Origin of the sequence: Streptomyces sp. NPDC050625 (genome assembly GCF_040654755.1) — a bacterium.
GTDB lineage: Bacteria > Actinomycetota > Actinomycetes > Streptomycetales > Streptomycetaceae > Streptomyces.
Genome location: NZ_JBFAIQ010000040.1, coordinates 1 through 17786 on the forward strand (window position 1 = coordinate 1; position 17786 = coordinate 17786).

The 17786-nt window shown below is 68.8% G+C and carries 14 protein-coding genes and 3 pseudogenes; 8 read left to right on the forward strand and 9 right to left on the reverse strand.

Going from position 1 to position 17786, the window contains the following annotated elements; genetic code table 11:
* Both AB0I54_RS42440 and pyrF read left to right on the forward strand, forming a co-directional pair.
* Nucleotides 1-534: transposase (locus AB0I54_RS42440; protein WP_363301723.1), on the forward strand; the 534-nt coding region annotated here is incomplete at its 5' end.
* A 380-nt stretch (nt 535-914) separates the two neighbouring features.
* Nucleotides 915-1610 (forward strand): orotidine-5'-phosphate decarboxylase, encoded by a 696-nt coding sequence (pyrF, locus tag AB0I54_RS42445; RefSeq protein ID WP_363301724.1) that lies wholly within the window; start codon nt 915-917, stop codon nt 1608-1610.
* Here the strand turns inward: pyrF and AB0I54_RS42450 are convergent.
* The 4 genes and pseudogenes from AB0I54_RS42450 to AB0I54_RS42465 form a co-directional block, all read right to left on the reverse strand.
* Nucleotides 1600-2762 (reverse strand): annotated as a pseudogene (locus AB0I54_RS42450) (IS630 family transposase). The gene pyrF and the pseudogene AB0I54_RS42450 overlap by 11 nt on opposite strands.
* A 235-nt stretch (nt 2763-2997) precedes the next feature.
* Nucleotides 2998-5715, reverse strand: coding sequence for an Ig-like domain-containing protein (locus AB0I54_RS42455; protein ID WP_363301725.1), 2718 nt, complete (start codon nt 5713-5715; stop codon nt 2998-3000).
* Between the two features lie 546 nt (nt 5716-6261).
* Nucleotides 6262-6627 (reverse strand): transposase, encoded by a 366-nt coding sequence (locus AB0I54_RS42460; RefSeq protein ID WP_363301726.1) that lies wholly within the window; start codon nt 6625-6627, stop codon nt 6262-6264.
* Between the two features lie 43 nt (nt 6628-6670).
* Nucleotides 6671-6973, reverse strand: coding sequence for a hypothetical protein (locus AB0I54_RS42465; RefSeq protein WP_363301727.1), 303 nt, complete (start codon nt 6971-6973; stop codon nt 6671-6673).
* A gap of 606 nt (nt 6974-7579) precedes the next feature.
* Here AB0I54_RS42465 and AB0I54_RS42470 point away from each other — a divergent pair.
* A complete protein-coding gene (locus AB0I54_RS42470; RefSeq protein WP_363301728.1) occupies nt 7580-8326 on the forward strand; it encodes a hypothetical protein in 747 nt (248 codons plus the stop codon).
* A 19-nt stretch (nt 8327-8345) separates the two neighbouring features.
* Nucleotides 8346-8846 (forward strand): annotated as a pseudogene (locus AB0I54_RS42475) (NUDIX hydrolase); the annotation flags it as partial.
* A 20-nt stretch (nt 8847-8866) separates the two neighbouring features.
* Here AB0I54_RS42475 and AB0I54_RS42480 read toward each other — a convergent pair.
* From AB0I54_RS42480 to AB0I54_RS42490, 3 genes and pseudogenes are all read right to left on the reverse strand, one after another.
* A complete protein-coding gene (locus tag AB0I54_RS42480; RefSeq protein WP_363301729.1) occupies nt 8867-9061 on the reverse strand; it encodes a hypothetical protein in 195 nt (64 codons plus the stop codon).
* A 2-nt stretch (nt 9062-9063) separates the two neighbouring features.
* Nucleotides 9064-9354 (reverse strand): annotated as a pseudogene (locus AB0I54_RS42485) (hypothetical protein); the annotation flags it as partial.
* Between the two features lie 149 nt (nt 9355-9503).
* Entirely contained in the window at nt 9504-10142 is a 639-nt protein-coding gene (locus tag AB0I54_RS42490; RefSeq protein ID WP_363301730.1) for a hypothetical protein, read from the reverse strand.
* A gap of 594 nt (nt 10143-10736) precedes the next feature.
* On the opposite strand from AB0I54_RS42490, the gene AB0I54_RS42495 reads away from it, so the two are divergent.
* Entirely contained in the window at nt 10737-11054 is a 318-nt protein-coding gene (locus AB0I54_RS42495; RefSeq protein WP_363301731.1) for a hypothetical protein, read from the forward strand.
* 196 nt (nt 11055-11250) lie between these two features.
* Here the strand turns inward: AB0I54_RS42495 and AB0I54_RS42500 are convergent, their stop codons facing one another.
* Both AB0I54_RS42500 and AB0I54_RS42505 read right to left on the reverse strand, forming a co-directional pair.
* Nucleotides 11251-11769 carry a hypothetical protein gene (locus tag AB0I54_RS42500; RefSeq protein ID WP_363301732.1) on the reverse strand — a complete coding sequence of 173 codons (519 nt, stop codon included), beginning with the start codon at nt 11767-11769 and terminating at the stop codon, nt 11251-11253.
* A gap of 142 nt (nt 11770-11911) precedes the next feature.
* The gene (locus AB0I54_RS42505; RefSeq protein WP_363301733.1) at nt 11912-12058 is read right to left on the reverse strand and encodes a hypothetical protein; all 147 of its coding nucleotides are present in this window, start codon (nt 12056-12058) and stop codon (nt 11912-11914) included.
* Between the two features lie 103 nt (nt 12059-12161).
* On the opposite strand from AB0I54_RS42505, the gene AB0I54_RS42510 reads away from it, so the two are divergent.
* The 3 genes from AB0I54_RS42510 (at nt 12162) to AB0I54_RS42520 (ending at nt 17627) form a co-directional block, all read left to right on the forward strand.
* On the forward strand, nt 12162-14627 hold the full coding sequence (locus AB0I54_RS42510; RefSeq protein ID WP_363301734.1) for a SpoIIE family protein phosphatase: 2466 nt from the start codon (nt 12162-12164) through the stop codon (nt 14625-14627).
* A 229-nt stretch (nt 14628-14856) separates the two neighbouring features.
* Nucleotides 14857-15255, forward strand: coding sequence for a transposase (locus AB0I54_RS42515; RefSeq protein WP_363301768.1), 399 nt, complete (start codon nt 14857-14859; stop codon nt 15253-15255).
* Nucleotides 15256-16982: 1727 nt separating this feature from the next.
* Nucleotides 16983-17627, forward strand: coding sequence for a DNA/RNA non-specific endonuclease (locus AB0I54_RS42520; protein WP_363301735.1), 645 nt, complete (start codon nt 16983-16985; stop codon nt 17625-17627).
* Nucleotides 17628-17786: the final 159 nt, after the last annotated feature.

The following is a 17786-nucleotide window of genomic DNA, read 5'->3' on the forward strand; positions in this document are numbered from 1 at the left end:
TACGACAGCGCGTACGAGGCGGTGGTCCTGGCCGAGGGACGCCGGGCCCGACTCGACAAGGCCATCGCCGCGATGGCCACCGACTCACCGTGGTCTGCGGTGGTCGCCCGGCTTGGGTGCCTGCGCGGAACCGACACGCTCACCGCTTTCGCCCTGGCCGTGGAAATCGGTGACTGGGAGCGGTTCACCGGGGCGAGCATCGGCGCCTACCCCGGGCTGGTACCGAGTGAGTCCTCCAGCGGCCAGTCCCGTTCGCAAGGACCGATCACCAAGACCGGCAGTTCTCCTGCCCGCAGGCTGCTGGCCGAAGCCGCCTGGCACCACCGCAAGCGCTACCGGGCCGGGGCCACGATCCAGGCCCGCCGGCAACGCGCACCGGCCGCAGCGCGGGCCCGCAGACACCTGGGCAATCAGCGGCTCAACCAGCGCTGGAAGACCTTCATCGCCCGCCACAAGCGGCCGGTGGTGGCGAACGTGGCCATCGCCCGCGAGCTGGCCGGCTGGTGCTGGTCGCCGGCCACCGTGCCCGACTGAGACGGGCCCACAGACCGGCCGGCCGGCGACCTGATGGCGGCAGCGTGAGGAGCGACCCGCGGCAGCACTATGAGCAGCGGTGACAGCCGCCACGCTCGATCTCCAGACCCGCGGAAACGCTCCCGCCGAACAGCCCGTCCTGCGGTAACCAACCCGCGCATATCAGCATGGACCACGCGTCGAGACCGACACGCGCGCCACCAGGCACCGACCGGCCCCATGCACACAAGCGGCGCCCGAGACCCCGATGCCGGACGCCGCTGAAGGCTGCCCCTTGACAGACCGGCCCCACATATCAGTGCTGTGACCAGAAACGATCACCAGGTCACGTTGGCGGCCCTGGTGACAGGCCGCAGTGGGGGTGGCGGCACAATGACGCCGTGGATCCGACCAGTCAGATCATCGTCGCCTTGGATTGCGACAATCGCGCAACCGCCGATGCCGTCGTTGAACGGCTGGGCGACGAGTGCCGCTTCTACAAAGTCGGCCTGGAACTACTCACCGCTGCGGGGCCGGACGTCATCAAGGGCCTTGTCACCCAGGGCAAGGAGGTCTTCCTGGACCTCAAGCTCTTCGAGATCCCGAACTCGGTTGCCGGTGCGGTTCGAGCCGCGGGGGCACTGGGCGTGTCCATGGTCACCGTGCACGGCATGGGTGGCAGCGGCATCATGTCTGCCGCGGTCGAGGCCGCCCGCGACTTCCCCCACCTGCGCGTCCTTGCCTTGACCGTGGTCACCAGCATGACCGACGCGGATCTTGCCGACATCGGCGTAAGCGATGCGGTGGACCAGCAGGTACTCCGGCTGGCCCGTCTGGCGCAGAAGGCTGGCTGCCATGGCGTGATCGCCTCGCCGCGGGACGTCGCGACCTTGCGCAGCACCCTGGGTCCCGACGCCCTGATCATCACCCCGGGAGTCGCGCTGCCTGGCGAATCCCTGGCCGAGCACGCCCGCCCCGGGACACCACATGCGGCGATCACCGCTGGGGCCTCACATGTCGTCGTTGGCAGGACGGTCACCCGGGCCACGGACCCGGCAGCCGCATTCCGTTTCGTTCGATCCAGTCTCACTCCGTAGCAGACGCACCCCGGCAGGGGGCAGCCGGGGCAGACAGTGGTCGGCCGCCCCATCGGATGCCCTTCTCGCTGCGGACACGGGCGCGCTCACGGGCGCGCTCACGCCGCTGCGCGGCCAGGACGTCGGGATGTCGTGTGTTCTGGTTGCGCCAGCGCAGGTATCGGTGCAACTCCCAGGCCTGGACAGTGTGGTTGGGGTGGTTGGAGTTGGCGAGGGTGAACTGCCGCAGCGGCCCGAAGTGCGCTTCGATCGGGTTGGCCCAGGACGCGTTCGTCGGGGTGAAACACAGCTCGACCTTGTTGCGCGCGCCCAGCGCAGGATGCGCCCGTTCTCGTGGGCGGACAGATTGTCAAGGATCACGTAGATCGGAGCGCCGTCCGGGCGGGCGGCACGGATCGACTTGAGCGCGGCCCAGGTCGGTGCGATGCCCTTGCGGCGCCGGTTGACTCCCCACAGAGTGTCGTCGCCGACCGAGTAGCAACCGTGGAAGTAGCGGGTGCCGTGAGTGCGGTGATAGGTGGCCGGCAGCCGGTCGGGACGGCCCTGCGCTGCCCAGCACGAGCTGGCGGTCGGACGGATACCGAGCGGGCCGAACTCGTCGAATGCAAAGGTGCGGTCGGGGCGCTCGTTGATCGCGTACTCGATCCGGTCGAGCTTGGCGTCGAAGTCGGGGTCGGTGGACTCCTTCCAGGCTTTGGTGCGCTGGAAGGAGACTCCGCAGCGGGCGAGCAGCAGGCGCAGGGCCTCGCGCCCGATCCGTATCGGACGGGCGAGGTTGCGCCGCAGATGGTCTGCGAGTTTGCGGATCGACCAGCGGGTGAAGGGCTTGCCGAGCTTGCTCGGGCGGGTGGTGGCCATCTGGATGACGAAGTCCTCGTCATCATCGCTGAGCAGGCGGGGACGGCCTCCCGCCCACCGAGGGTCCAGACAGGCCAGGCCGATCTCGTTGAAGCGGTGGATCACGTCGCGGACGGTGTCCTCGTCGGCCTGCACGAGTCTGGCGATCACCGGGACGCTGTTGCCGCCCGCCGAAGCGAGCAGCATCATCGCCCGCCGGTACCGCACCGTGCTCGTGCTTCCCCGGCGCACGATTCGCTGCAGTTTCTGCCCCTCCTGTTCCGTCAGCTTGCGCACCCTGACCGGCTGTGCCATCCCGCCTCCCTGTGTCGATCGGACGTGTCGTCACATCCAACCGACTCGAAGCCGATCACCACCAACCGTTGATCGCTTCTGGTCACAGCACTGGCTATAGCTTGGACCCCGTCAGGCCGCGGCTGTGTCCCGTTGCCCGAGGCACCGGGACACAGCCGGCGGGCCATCTACCACGCGGGCCATTTACCAACATTGTCCGAACAACAGCCGGGCCTCTCCCCTCATGCCCTACCGGTCAGAGGTTGGCGCACTGTCCGGCACGGGTGCCGTGCACCGTGTTCGGGTTGCCGTCGTTGGTCGGGGGCGGCACGTTGCCGGTGCAGTGCAGCGAGCCGCGGATGGTGTTGCCCGCGATCTCGGCCTGGGTGTCGTCCGGGAACGGGCCGCTGCCGGTCGTACCGTTGACGTCGACCGAGCCGACGATCCGGTTGGCGATCAGCTCCGCGCCGGAGTGGTTGTCGAGCAGGTGGACGGACCCGCCGACCTGGTTGCCGGCGCAGGCGTCGTCACCCGGATCCCCGACGACCACGAACCCGCTCGCGCGGTCGACCTGCAGCGTCCCGGTGGCGAGGCTGTCGCACATGCCGAACAGCGTGCCGTCCGAGGAGTGCACGCTGCCGAAGACGGTGGAGTGGCCGATGAACAGCGCCCCGCCGGCCGCGCCGTGGACGGTGCCGTGCACGGTGGCGTCGATGATGCAGGTGCTCGGCGCGGTCGCCCGGACGCTGCCGTGGACGTCACCGGTGATGACCTCGGCGCAGGTCACCTGCTGGGTGATGCTCTCCAGGCTGCCCGCCAGGAAGTTGGTGTCGCCGCTGTACTGGGCCGTGATGGTGTGGTTGCCGGGCAGCCGGTTGGCGGAACTCACCTGCGTCTGGGCGCAGTTGGTGCCACCGCCGGGTGCGAGGGTGCCGGTGCCGAGCACCGTGCTGCCGTCCTTGAAGGTCACCGTGCCGGACGGGGGCAGCGCCGGGCTGGTGCTCGGCGGGGCCGGGCAGACAGTGTCGGTGAAGGTGATCGGCTCGCCGAAGGCCGCCGGGCCGTTCGCCGAGGAGGCGAGCGTCGTGCTGACCGGGGCCTGGTTGACGGTCTGGGTCAGGCTCATCGCGGCGCTGCCCAGGTGGTCGAGGTCTCCGCTGTAGGTGGCGTCCACGGTGTGGTCGCCGACGCTCAGCGTGGAGATCGCGTCCGAGGTGGCCGTCCCGGTCGTGGTGTCCACCGGCACCGGGCTGCCGAGCTGGGTGCCGTCGACCCGGAAGGTGACGGTGCCGCCGTCCGGGGTCGGTACGACCTTCGCGGTGAAGGTCACCGGCTGCCCGTAGACGGACGGGTCGGCGGAGGAGGTCAGCGTCGACTGGGTGGTCTGCTTCGGGACGCTGAAGAAGATCGTGTCCCGCGCCTGCTGGATGGTCTGGTTGGTGCCGTTGAGGTTGCCGGTGAACGTGCCGTAGAAGGTGGTGCCGACCGCCTTCATCTGGATGAAGTCGCCGATGAACCGCTGCCGGGCCATGCCGTCGTCCTTCGCGATGGTGAAAGTCTGCAGCGGGAGATCGCTGAAGGTCGCCCCGTGGTCGGTGCTCCGGGCCAGGTGCGCGGTGACGATCGGGAAGCCGCTGCCGTTGGTTCCGTCGGAGGTCAGGTAGAGGACGCCGACGGTGCCGTCGCTGAGCACCGCGACGGAGGGCAGCGCCGCCTCGGTCGAAGTGGAGACGTTGACCGAGGCGCCAACGGCGAGGCCGCCCGCGCCGTCGTCGGTGAGCCGGCGCAGCCTGATCTGGTTGTGGCCGCCGGTGACAGCCTCGCCGTAGGCCACGAACACGTCGCCGTTGGTCGGGTCGACGGCCGCGTGCTGGACGCCACCGATCAGTGCGTTGGACGTGGCGAACTTGAAGCCGACGTCGCCCTGGTAGCTGCTGACCGAGGCGACGGCCAGGCCGTCGGTGGCGTTGCCCAGGTCCCAGCTCCCTCCGCCGTTGGTCGACCGCTTCAGCCGGATGTTGACGGCGTGCGGCTGGGAGGTGCTCACGCCGCCCTCCTGGTACAGCGCGTACACGGTGCCGTTGCGCGGGTCGCCGGCCAGGCGGAGCCCACCGTTGATGCCGCCCGTCACGGCGCCGTTGCCCACCGGTTGGTCGTTGGCGGCGGGGAAGTCCACCGGGCTGGCGCTGTGCTGCGAGACGGTCACGTGGTCCCGCGGGAGAGCACCGAGGTCCTGGTAGCCGACGTAGGCGTTGTCCTGGGTCGTGTTGGTGGTGTCGCGGTTGACGATCAGCCAGGGCTGGTCGGTGTTGGGGTGGGTGTTCGTGGTGGGCTGGGTGACGTTGGTCATCGGGTCGACGTTCCAGAGCCACGACGTCGCCTGGGTGGGGTCGGTGGTGGACCCGGTGACCACCTGGGCGTTGGCCCCGCAGGTCAGGAAGGTCCCGTAGAGTCGGCCGTTGCGGCCGTAGTCGATGGTCTGGTCGCACGGGCCGCCCGCCGTGTTCGCGATCCCCGGGGGTGTCGGGATGGTCCTCCGGTCGGTCCAGGTGGTGCCGCCGTCGATGCTGTAGAGCAGGTCGGCGTTGTTGTTCCACTCGTCGTTGGGGTTGTGGCCGAAGCGGGTGATGGCGATGTGCTGCGGGTTGGCCGGGTCGACCGCGATCGACGGCTCGCCGTAGGTGCCGAGGGTGTTGACGGCGGCGTCCGCGTCGATGATGTTCACGCTCGCGACCCGCCGCAACGGCCGGACCCGCCCGGGCTCCACCGGCCCCGGGGGAACCGTACGGTCGGGTGGCTGGTCGCTCCCGCTGATCCGGCCGTTGCTCTGACCGGCGCTCTGGCTCACCGGCGACGGCGCGTCGGCCCAGGCCTGGGCGGACAGCAGCAGCGGTCCGGCGGCCAGCGAGAGTGCGAGGGCCGCACCGAGCGGGCGTCTGAGGGGGATCGGTCTGCGGCGGAGTGCGGGTGCCACGGGTCAGTCCTTTCGATCACATCGGTCACACGACAGGGCGGTGACATTCTGTGATCGAGAGGGCTGTGACAGTCACACGGCGCACTCAGCGCGGTCAGGTTCCACTATGAAAGTCCTGCCAACGGCCGAGCACGCCGGAAAACAGGTCCACCGATCGGCCACGTCGGTATCGCCAGCAGGACGCCGAGCACGAGCAAGGTGGTGTACCCGACCGTCTCGTGGCCGTCCGGCACAGCGATACGACGACTGCCGCGACCGCAGTCCCCCGTATGAAGCGTATGTTGGGCACGCCGCCACGACTCATCCCCGTTGCCCACCTCGTGATCATCTCTTGCCGAGGGAGCACCTACTGCGAAGGCTTGCAGTTTCGCTCGCCATCCGCCATCCGCCATGCCACATGCCTTTGGGCGGTCGTACCTACGATGCGGTGAGCATCGCCACCGATCTCAACGCCAGGGCCTCGCCGACCAGGCTTCGACCGCCCCCTACATCGGCCGAGCAGTGCACCCTTGGACGCCTCCGGCGGCAACAGCGTCTGCCACCGGCTCAACACCGGCGGCAACTGCGCACTGAACGCCCGGGATCGGGGCCGCTTGCTGGCTGGGCCCGTTTTGTGTTCCGGGCTGTGAGGCGGTGTGCGGGGGCGTGGGGCAGATGGCCATGCCCGCTATCTCCGGCCGCCGCGGACAGCCTTCCCCTGGCGGCAGCCAGAGTCCCATGCGAGCGCAAAGCGGTTTTCCACGGGCCGTAACGGGCCGGCAGTTCCCGCCAGGAGATCCCGGTGCGGATCTTGTAGACCAAGCCGTTGATGATCTTCCGATCCTCGAGGCGAGGTCGGCCCGTCACGGCTCGCGGTATCAGTCGAGCGAGTAACTCCCACTCGCCGTCGGTGAGTTCATGGCGGCGTATCACACCCCACCATGATCCATCACGAGATGATCTTTGAAGACGGACCCTAGTCAAGCCCGTCCTCAGAGGCGCGCGCGATCAGCCGTTCGGCGTCTGCCGGCGCCGGGGCGCCGCTCCAAGCCGCGAGTTGTTCGGGGGAGGCGTAGGCATTCCTGATGAAGGGATCTCGACCTGCTTCCTGGGCTGCTGCTTCAATGCGCGCATGACTGCAATCGTCACGATCTTGGGTGTGCTGGCAGGCGGGGCGTTCATGGCGGCTGTGCACCTCAACAGCCAGCAGCGCAACATCACTGCCAACCTCATCGACGGGCGGCGGATCAGGGTCCTGTGCGTCTTGAAAGATCCCCACGCACCTCGATGGGCCCGTGGACACTTCGTAATCGAGTCCGGGACGTGGACATGGGAACCAAGTGCACGGCAGGACCATCCGTTGATGCTGCCTTCGGATGTGCAACCCGTACGCATGCGGCTTCCGGCCCCGGGGGAGGGACGCCTCAATCACCGCTTCCTGGTAATGGAGTGCACCTCCGACGGGGGCGACGTCTTGGTAGCCGCGCTCCATGGACAGGTCGAGCACGTGTTCATGGCGCTATCCCGCGGATGACTCCTGTCCGCTGGCAGTTCCAGCCAAAGTCTCGAAAGTATTGACGGCGCGCTAAGGTTCGGTGGTGGATTCGCATGATCGTCGCAACGTTGCAGGCTCATGGTGCCAGAGCGGCGGCGAATGCCTGGGCAGGGGTCTGCCAACCCAGGGTCTTTCGGGGGCGGTTGTCCAGCCGGTGCTCGAGGTCACACGACCCAGGCCGGAATCCCTGGACCTTAGGCCAGGGAGCACGTCAATTCGGGTCGCGGTCGAACAACGACTTGGCCCAGAAGTAGCCGAGCGCGGCTCGACGTCGGCAGCGGGCCGCAGGTGTTCGCCGCTGCGGCGGCACTGACCGAAATGGCCGGGTGGATGGCCCACGATTCCGGTCACGATGACCGCGCCGCCCGACACTTCGCCCGCGCGCTCCCGCTGGCCCGCACATCCGGCGACCTCCCGCTGACCGCCAACGTCGCCGCGAGCAGCAGCCACCTTGCGCTCCAGACCGGGGACACTGCGGGGGCCGTCGGCTGGGCCCGGACCGGGCTCGACCTCGCGGTGCAAGGGCCACGCATTCCCACGCTGACGGCGCGGCTGAGCACTATGCAGGCGCGGGCCCTCGCCGCCGAGGCGCAGCACACCCCCGCCGCCCGCGCGCTGGACACTGCCCGGCGCGATCTCGAAGGAGCAGCTGCCGCCGATCACCCGTGGCTGAGCCCGTTCGACGTCGCCGCGCTGGCCGGTGAGTCAGCGCTGATCCTGCACGACCTGGAGCAGTACGACCGGGCGCTGGCACACGCCGAACAGGCTGTTGAGCTGCGGGAGGCGGGCCGGACACGGTCGCTGGCACTGTCCCGGATCACCCTGGTGGCCATCCACGTACGCCGCCACGACCTGGACGCCGCCGTGAGCACCGGTCACGACCTCCTCAGCACGAGCCCCACCCTGGGCTCTGTCCGGGTCGTGCAGCAGCTCGACAAGCTGCGCCGGCTCCTGGAACCGCACCGCTCCTACGGGCCGGTCCGGGAGTACCTCATGCGGTTCGATGACGCACGCCGCGCCAGAATGCTCCTGCTGGCCGATCTGATCCCGCCGTCCCCGGGAGGCACCACCGCATGAGGCCACCAAGACACCTACCCCTGCCGACCCCGACGCGTGGAACGCCTACCTCGCGGAGGGGAACGCCAAGCAGGCCCGCAAGCGTGTCGCCGCTGACGTGCTGCTGCGGGATCCGGCCGGGCGCGTGCTCATGGTGAATCCCACCTACAAGCCGGGCTGGGACCTGCCCGGTGGGATGGCCGAGGCCAACGAGCCGCCAGAGGATGCGGTACGCCGAGAGCTGATCGAAGAACTTGATCTCAAGATCGTCCTGCGGGATCTGCTGGTGGTGGACTGGGTCGCCCCGCATGGACCCTGGGACGACCAGATCGCGTTCGTTTTCGACGGCGGCACGCTCGACCAGGACCAGGCCGACCGGCTACGCCCGCGTGACGACGAGCTGTCCGAAGTCGCGTTCGTCACGCCGGACGAAGCCGGTGTTCGCCTCCAGGACCGAATCCGACGCCGGTTTGAGAGGGCGGTGCGCGCGCTGGAAACGGGCCGGCCGCTCTATCTCCGGGACGGCGTACCCGTGATGTGACCGAGCGGCACGCAAGCGGGCTACCAGACGATCCTCGTGCGCTGGTAGTGGCAGGACATGGCGACGTTGCCGGTGACCTCTTCGATGTGGCGTATGACGGCCAGGCGCCGTTTGGCCTCACGGTCGAGCGGCGGGGCGGTGGGGCGGTGGGGGTGGATTTCGGCATGTGGGTCTCCGTAGTGATCGGAGACCCAGGTGTCAACGGTGATCGTCAATTTTAGACTACGGGGAGTTCCCACACGACCGTTGACAGCCAACGCCCGCTCGGTCCTTGGCCGTGGGCTGGTCTGCGTACGATTCGCATCTCCGCGGCTCTCCCCCTCGTGTTGGAGGGAGCATGCCCGAAAGCCGCATGAACCGGGCCAGGATGGTGTTTTCGGTACGCGGTCGTGACGGGGTCGGCAGCAGACACAGGACTGGCAAAGGTGCCGTCGCGGAGCATCGCGAAGAGCACGCCCAGCCGGTGCCGGGCGAAGCGGAAGAGAGCCTGGATGCGGGTCTTCCCCTGATCCCGCCATGTGTCGCCCCTGCAGTTCGCCTGGCTGCAGGTGAACTGGATCGGTCGTGATCTACCTGAGAGCCCGCCGAGGCTTGGGCTGTGTTGCCGGAAGCGTGATCACGCGGCGTCCCTCGCCGGGGCCGGTGCCCCCGGGCACGTCACGGCGCGAACGCCGGGACCCCGGGGGTACGGGTCACACCGCACCCCCCGTGCCCGCAGGGCGCCGCGGGCGGCGGCGCGAGGGCCGGCCCGATCAGCGGCATGACGGCCGCCAGCATCTCCGACTCGTTCGCGGTCCCGTCCACGACCAGATCGGCCGCCGTCCGGGAGGGCGCGACGTGGGCTGCGTGGCGGTCCCTGCCGGTCTGCAGATAGTTGCGCAGGGACAGTCGGGGGTCCTGCCGCTGCATCTCGATCTTCCGGAGGATCTTGCGGGCCAGGCGTATGTCGTCGGGGGTGTCGACATACACCCGCCACGCCGCCCGCCGGACCACGGACGGCAGTGACAGCGCAAACAGGCCCTCGACCACGACCAGCAGCACGCCGGGGCGCAGCAGCGCCGCGTCAATGGCGTGTGTCACCGCTGTCTCGTCGATCGACCCCGGATGGTTCCAGTCGAGGACGGCGTGACCGTCGGCACTGACCGTCCACACACCCCTCAGGGGGTCGTGCGCGGGCACGTAGTAGTCGTCGAGATGGACCAGCGCGATGGTCTCGGGACACTGCAGCGACAGGGCTTCGGCAAGGGTGGACTTGCCGGATGCGGTGCCGCCTGCGACCGCCAGTACACCCGTCATACCGGGCGCTCCTCATGTGCTCAAAGGGGATAGACGAAGCGGCCGGACAAGCCGGGTGCAGGGAATGTACGGCGGTGTGATCGCCCATGGCAAGCGGGGAAACGCGGCCCGGTTCAGCGGAGGCCAGGGCCGCGACCTTTGGTCGACCTGCGCACCGGTCTCGGCCCGACCTGCTCACCACCATTGAGGGCCTGGAAGGCCAACTGGCCGGCCTGGACCACGAGCATGCCACCGCCCAAGACCGTGCCGAAACACTGCGCCGCGACCTAGCTGGCCTCGACGCACGTCTGACCCCGCTGAACGCTGACACCCAGAACCTCCTGGCCACCCGCTCGCAGATCCAGGCGGACCTCGCCGTCCACGCCCAGGTCCAACGACTCGAAGACCTCAAGGCCAGCCTGTCGAGCAAACGGGACGAACCACCACCGGCCCACCCGGACGGCATCCCCGCCATCGACCTTGCCGAGTTCGAGCGCATGATCCAGGACATCCTGCAGTACTGGCAGGTTTCCCGGCGACAACCGCGTCACCTACGACCAGAACACCGCAGAGATCAGTGTCGACGGCCGTGCACGGCGCAGCCGCGGCAAAGGCATGCGCTCGGTCATCCACGCCGCCTTCTCCACCGCTCTCGCTCGGTACACGACCACCCGGGGACTCCCGCACCCCGGGTTCGTCGTCCTGGACTCACCGGTCCTCACCTACCGCGAGCCCCACGAGCAGGACATCCAGCTCACACACAACGTCGTCGACCACTTCTACCGGGGGCTGCTCAGCGACTTCCCCAGCCAGGTCATCGTGGTGGAGAACGGTGACCCGCCCGAGGACCTGAACGTGCACGCCATGGTGTACGCGTTCAGCACCCAGGGGTCGGAGCGTGCCGGGTTCTTCCCCCCACGGACCGAGAGTTGATCCCGCCCACGCCATGTACGGCGGTCCCCGGCAGCGGCTCCGCCGTGATCGGACACCTGCACGAGGACGTCGTCCAGAGCCGCCCGGCCGCGACCGTCCCCTGAACGGGACGTGGACGCGGCCTGCCCAGTCAGGCCGGTGCGTAAGTGGGCGGCCCGGCCGGAGGCCCGCTACTTTTCCAGCAGTTTGGCCGTGCTCACACGGTCCGCGTCGACGAAGGGTTGGCGGTGACGTCGAGGCCGAAGAGTGCGTAGATGCGGCGCAGTGCTTCATAGGCGTCGCGTTCCGGGTCGCCCAAGGCCTTCCAGCTGTGGTTCCAGTCGTCGCTCGTGGCCATCTCGGTGGAGCCCCAGAACGGGAAGGCCGGGTCGTCGCCGGAAGCGAGTACGCGTCCAGGCGGTCGGGCGAAGTCCGAGGCGACGATCCGGTGCGTCCACGCGCCGTTGACGAGTGGCAGGACGTGCTGGTCGACCAGCCGGAAGTACTCCAGGACGATCTCGGTCAGCACGAACACGCTGATCCGGCGTGTTCCGCCGCCGTCGTTGTAGCGTTCCATCGCCCAGCCGGGCATCTCCGCGGTCGCCGACACCGCCCCGGTGACCGCGCCGTCCGAGTCGATCAGCAGACCACGACGGGGAGCGTCGGCCAGCAGGGGGCCGCCCTCACGGGGCGCGCCCGCCGATGTGGCGGCGCGGGCGCAGCGCCACCATCGCACAGCCGGGTGACCAGCAGGCTCACCGCAAAAGCCGGGGGGCGGCCGGAGAGGGGCCTCCGGCCCTCGACAAGGCCCAGGACCGTCATCGCAACGCGGTCGAGTGGAACCACCGGTAGTCGGCGTAGTACTCGGCGGACACAGGTCAGGCCGCCCGTGGGGCGGCGCTCTGGACGGCCGGGCCGCCGAACTCGGCGTCGAAGGCGGACACCGTTGCGGGGTCGCCGGTCACCTGCCGGAAGATGTCAGCGCCCTCGGCGAGAGCGTGCTCGTGCTTCTTCTCCTCGGCCAATGTCGCCAGGTGCCGGGCTGCGAGGGCGGCCAGCGATCAATGTCTGCCCCAGGTCGCCGCGTCCGGTTGGGCTCCGGGGATCTGACCTGCGCACACTGGGTGTATGTGCGGATTGACCGCCAATGGGGTGGCGGAGCGTGAGGACATGCTCGCGGCTGCCGTCGTGGAGGCCGTCCAGGGAACTGGTGCGCATGCGGGGAGCATCTTCCTGCGGTCCCGCGACCGCCGGTCGCTGATCCTTGCCACGACGTGCGGCGTGCCGCCCTCGCTGCTGGGCGGCTGGTCCCTCATCGCGGTGAGCAGTCCCATCCCAGTTGCCGTGGCGTACACGACCGGGCGCACGGTTCACCTGGCGAACGCCGAGGAGACGATGCGGCGCTATCCGCAGCTCGCCGTGGCTCTGCCCCACGCCTTCGGCTCCTGCTCGGTGCCGGTGCGCGCAAGGGGGGAGTCTTTTGGATCGCTGGCGATCGTGTGGTCGGCATCGCCAGGCAGTGCGGGGCTGTCCAAGGCCCAGCGTCGCCACCTGCGGACCGTGGCCGGCCGGCTCGGTGATTCCTTGGCGGAACTCCGCGCCCGTACTGGTGATCCTTTGGAGTGCCAACCGGGGACGGCTCCGGTCGAGGTACCGGCTTACTCGGCGGCGGCCGTGCAGGTGGGCTTGTTCGACTGGAACCTCGACTCCGGCATCCTCAGCGTGGACGACGCGTTCTGCGGGATTTTCGGTCTCGATCCCGGCGCTTTCGACGGACGTGCCGACACACTTGCTTCGTGCCTGCACCCCGGTGATCGTGCCGCTTTCCGGGCCTGCGAGCGCGAGGCGGCCGAGGGCCGGATCACCGCGCGGCGCCTGCGCGTACGGGATCGCGGCGCCGGCGCCGAAAGGTATCGCATGGTCGAGTTGTGGGGCCGTGTACCGGAAGCCGACGACGTGCGCCTGGTGCCTCATCTGGTCGGCGCGGTTGTGGATGCCCGGGCGGGTAGCGCGGCCGTCGCAGCGGTCGAGCGGCTGCCGGACGGGCTGTTCTCCCTTGCCCCCGACGGGCGCGTCACCTACGCCAACCGCCGTGCGCTGCACCTGCTGGACCTCTCCGCGGATGAGGCGCTCGGCCACTGCCTGTGGGATGTGCTGCCGTGGCTGTCCGACCCCAGCGTCGTGTACCGGCACCGCTCCGCAATGATCTCGCAGGCGCCGTCCTCCTTCCTGGTGAGCCGGCCGCCCGACCAGTGGCTCGCTTTCTTCCTCGATCCGCAGCCCGACGGGGTGACCGGTCGGGTGGTCCCTACCACCCGCCCCTCGTCGGCCGGGGCAGTTCCCGCGCTTCCACCGACGTCTGCGCCTGCCTCCGCACCGGCGCGCCTGGGGGCGATGTACCACGTCCTGCAGCTCAGCAGCGCGCTGACCGAGGCAGTCACCACACGCCAGGTCTGTGACGTCGTCTCCGACCAGCTCCTGCCGGCCTTCGGAGGCCAGCAGATGGCGATCTACGTGGTCCGGAACAAATCGATGGACCTCCTGCACCACACCGGCCACCACGAGACATTCCTCGACTGGCTCCAGGGGGTTCCCCTGCACGCCCGCCTGCCCGGAACGGAAACCCTCACCTCCGGTGATCCCCTCTTCATCGAGTCCCAGACGGATCTCGCCCGCGGCTACCCAGGCATCCCCGCGGGACCGGTGAGCTCGTGGGTGTATCTGCCCCTGATCGCCTCCGGCCGCCCGGTCGGCACCTGCGTCCTCGGCTTCGATGCGCCGCATCACTTCACAGAAAAGGATCGCGGTGTCCTGACCGCACTCGCCGGGCTGATCGCCCAGGCTCTGGAACGAGCGCGGCTGTACGACTCGGAGTTCGCCGTCGCGCACGGCCTGCAGCAGGCGCTCCTGCCGCACCGCCTGCCAAAAGTCCCCGGCATCCGGACCGTCGCACGGTACCTGCCCGCCACCAGCGGTATGGACATCGGCGGGGACTGGTACGACGTCATCCCCACCGACAATGGGGTCTGTCTCGTCATCGGTGACGTAGAGGGGCACAGCATCGCCGCCGCAGCCACCATGGCCCAGTTGCGCAGTGCGGTACGCGCCTTCGCGGCCGCCGGCCACGCACCCGGCGAGGTGATGTCAGGCGTTAACCGTACCCTCATCGACCTCGACAGCGACCTGCTGGCCAGCTGCTGCTACATCCACCTCGATGCCCACCGCGGACACGCCCACGCAGTGACCGCCGGCCACCCCGCCCCCCTGCTCCGCCAACCCGACAGCACGACAAGCGCCCTCGACCTCGACGTCGGAACAGTCCTCGGCGTAGACCACACGAGCACCTACATGCCCACCCGCATTGCTCTCCCGCCGGGATCCGTCCTCGTCCTCTACACCGACGGCCTGGTGGAGGAACCCGGAAGCGATATCGGGATGGGGATCGACCGCCTGCGCGTATCACTGGCCCACGCGCGCGCGGGCTCACTGGACGAACTCGCCGACCAGCTCCTGCACCACGCCCGCGGCTCCACCTACCGGGCCGACGACATTGCTCTGCTGCTCACCGAACTCGGCTCCACTCCGACGAAGTAGCTGAGTCAGGCTGCCAGGTCCAGGGCGCTGATCGACTGCCGGGCAGGTCAGGGGCGGGCCATCAGGGTGATCGCGGCCCAGGTGATCCAGTTCTCGAATTCTCTGATGCGATGAAAGGAGCGGGGCCTCCCGCTCCTGCCGGGTGCGCAGGACGCTCGGCTCAGGCAGAAGTCCGAACTCGGGGAGGCCTTCGATGACTTCACCGTACGAGGGTGTGCAGTGGTTGGGAATGGACCTGCACCGGCGGCGCTCAGTCCTGGTTCGCATGCGATCGGACGGGCGGCAGTTGGGGAAGATGGTCCGCTTCAACAACGACCCGGCCCCGCTCAAGCGGGAGATCGCCAAGGCCGGTCCGCACGCGAAGGTGGTATCGGAAGCAACTCTCGGCTGGTACTGGGCCGCTGACGTACTCCCCGAGGCCGTCGCCGAGGTTCATCTGGCCCACCCCTTGGGGGTGAAGGCGCTTGCCTACCGCCGGGTCAAGAACGATGAGCGAGACGCCGCCGACCTGGCCGACCTGCTGCGGATGGGACAACTGCCGGAAGCCTGGCTGGCACCGCCCCGGACGCGGGAGCTGCGGGAACTGGTGCGGGGCAGGCACAAACTGGTGAACCTGCGCACTAATTAGCCACGCCTGCACGCCGCCCTGCTCACCGAGCCAACCGCAAGGTCATGCGCCTCCAGCAGATGTGGTCCCCGCCGACATTGTCGTTGTCCGGGTTGCACCGGTGTCGAGTCGGCGGGCCGCGAAAGCGCCGTGCGTTTACGGGCCAGGATCCGTGGGACGTCTGGACTCGTCAGGTCGCCTGGCCCGGTCGTTGTTCTAGGCCGCGCCAGGCGGTGCCTATTTCCAGTTGTATGCGGTCACACCGCGGGCGTTGACGGTGCCAATATGGGCGCGATGTGGCCGTTGGTCCTGCCGGCACTCCTCGCCCCTTCGCGCTCCGCCAGGTCGATTCCGGCTGCGATGAGGTCGTCCGGCTTCGACTCATCTCCTGAGGCGTGCCGGGTGTGTCCGGGTGTGCGGCGCTCGTTGGTGGCCATGTGTGGTGGGGCTGTCGCGGTGGGGTGTTCTTCCGGAGACCGCCGTTCTCGCATGCTTAGCGTGAATTCGCGGCTACTATGCGTAGCGATCGAGCAACAAAACGAAGAAGACCGGGGCATCGTCGAAGAACGGCGCACCCGCTCAGGACAGGCTGATCGCGTCGCTGCGGCAGTACATCCGCACCCAGGGGCCCAAGCTGCTGGAGGATCCGAACGTGACGTCCGTCGGGATCGGGCGGAAGGTCGCCGGTGGCAACGCGGGGCAAGCAGGTCGTGCTGCAGTTCACGGTGGAGAGCAAGGCCGAGCCGGAGGCGCTGGAGGCGCTCGGTACGACGCTGATCCCTGCGACGGTCAAGGTGGACGGCGTTCAGGTGCCCACCGACGTCATCGAGCGCAGCTACACGCCGCATTTCCGGACGGTGGCCGAGGTCGAGTCCCCGGCTCGCAAGACCCGCCTGGACCCGATCACGCCCGGGGTGAGCGTGGGGGCGGTCACGGTGACGGCGGGCACGATCGGCTGCATCGTGTTCGACCGCGCCGAGGGCACCCCCTATGTGCTGAGTAACTGGCACGTGCTGCACGGCCCGCAGGGAGAGCTGGGTGCCGAGGTCGTCCAGCCCGGCCCGCACGACGACAACCGTATCCGGCGTAACCGTCTGGGTGTGCTGAAGCGTTCCCATCTGGGGGTGGCCGGCGACTGTGCCATCGCCACGGTCGAGGACCGCGCCTTCAGCCAGGAGATCTTCGAACTCGGCGTGAGGCCGGCCGAGTTGGGGGAGCCTGAGCTGGACGACAAGGTCGTCAAGAAGCGGGCGGACCACGGGGGTCACGCACGGCATCGTCCGCCGCATCGACACCATCGTCAAACTCAACTACGGCGGCCAGGTCGGCATCAAGACCATCGGCTGCTTCGAGATCGGCCGCGATCCCGACCGCCCGGCGGCCGACAACGAGATCAGCATGGGCGGCGACTCCGGCGCGCTATGGCTGTTCAAGCAGGGCAACGGGCCGCCCCAGCCCGGTCATGGCCGGGTTGCACTTCGGCGGTGAGAAGCAAGGCGACCCGGATGAGCACGCCCTGGCCTGCCTGCCGGCCTCGGTGTTCGAGAAACTCGAGATCTCCCTCACCCCGCCGACGCCCGAACAGATTGAGGCCGTCACGGCTACGATGCCGACTTCCTCGGCGAACGCATCCAGGCCCCGCAACTGGACGCGGACCTCGCCCGTGACGCGGTCCTCCTCGACGGCTCCGAGATCATCCCCTACACCCACTTCTCGCTCACGCTCAGCAAGAAGCGCCGCGTGCCCATGTGGGTGGGCTGGAACATCGACGGGGCTCCCTGAAGAAGCTCAGCCGCAGCGGCATCCCGTTCGTCAAGGACCCTAGGCTGCCCGCCACATCCCAGGTGGGCAACGAGCTGTATGAGAACAACCGGCTCGACCGCGGGCACATCGCCCGCCGCGCCGACCTGCTGTGGGGCAGCCTTCCAGAGGCCGAGCGGGCCAACACCGACTCGTTCTTCTACAGCAACATCACCCCGCAGATGGACGACTTCAACCAGAGCGCCAAGAACGGCCTGTGGGGCGAACTGGAAGACGCCGTCTTCGCCGACGTCGACGACCTCAAGGTCAGCGTGTTCGGCGGGCCCGTCTTCCAGGACGACGACCGCACCTTCCGCGGCGTGAAGATCCCCCGCGAGTTCTGGAAGATCATCTCTTTCACCGAACAGGGAGAGCTGAAAGCCAGAGGGTTCCTGCTCACCCAGAACCTCGACCAGCTCGAAGCCCTGGAACTGGATGAATTCCGCGTCTTCCAGGTCACCCTCGGCGAACTCGAAGACCGCACGCACCTGCGCTTCCCCGCCGCCCTGCACAAGGGCGACACCGTGCAGGTCCCCGAAGCGCTGGCCGAACGGGCCCCGCTGGAGAGCCTGGCCGACATCCAGTGGGACTGACTCCCACCGGGCCCCGGCCCAGCAGGTCAGATCCGACGCGGCGCAGCGGCAGAGCACGGGAGAGCGGCACGGACACGGGCAGGCAAGGCCGTCTCGCCCGACACCGGGGATGTCCGTCGGCGGCGACCACCCGCCGAGGGACATTCCCCGGCGGGGCGC

What these genes read in the sequence shown, in the direction of transcription:
- AB0I54_RS42470 (WP_363301728.1), top strand. Translation starts at nt 7,580, where the DNA reads ATGGCCCACGATTCCGGTCACGATGACCGCGCCGCCCGACACTTCGCC.
- AB0I54_RS42490 (WP_363301730.1), bottom strand. Translation starts at nt 10,142, where the DNA reads ATGACGGGTGTACTGGCGGTCGCAGGCGGCACCGCATCCGGCAAGTCC.
- AB0I54_RS42495 (WP_363301731.1), top strand. Translation starts at nt 10,737, where the DNA reads ATGCGCTCGGTCATCCACGCCGCCTTCTCCACCGCTCTCGCTCGGTAC.
- AB0I54_RS42510 (WP_363301734.1), top strand. Translation starts at nt 12,162, where the DNA reads ATGTGCGGATTGACCGCCAATGGGGTGGCGGAGCGTGAGGACATGCTC.
- AB0I54_RS42515 (WP_363301768.1), top strand. Translation starts at nt 14,857, where the DNA reads ATGGACCTGCACCGGCGGCGCTCAGTCCTGGTTCGCATGCGATCGGAC.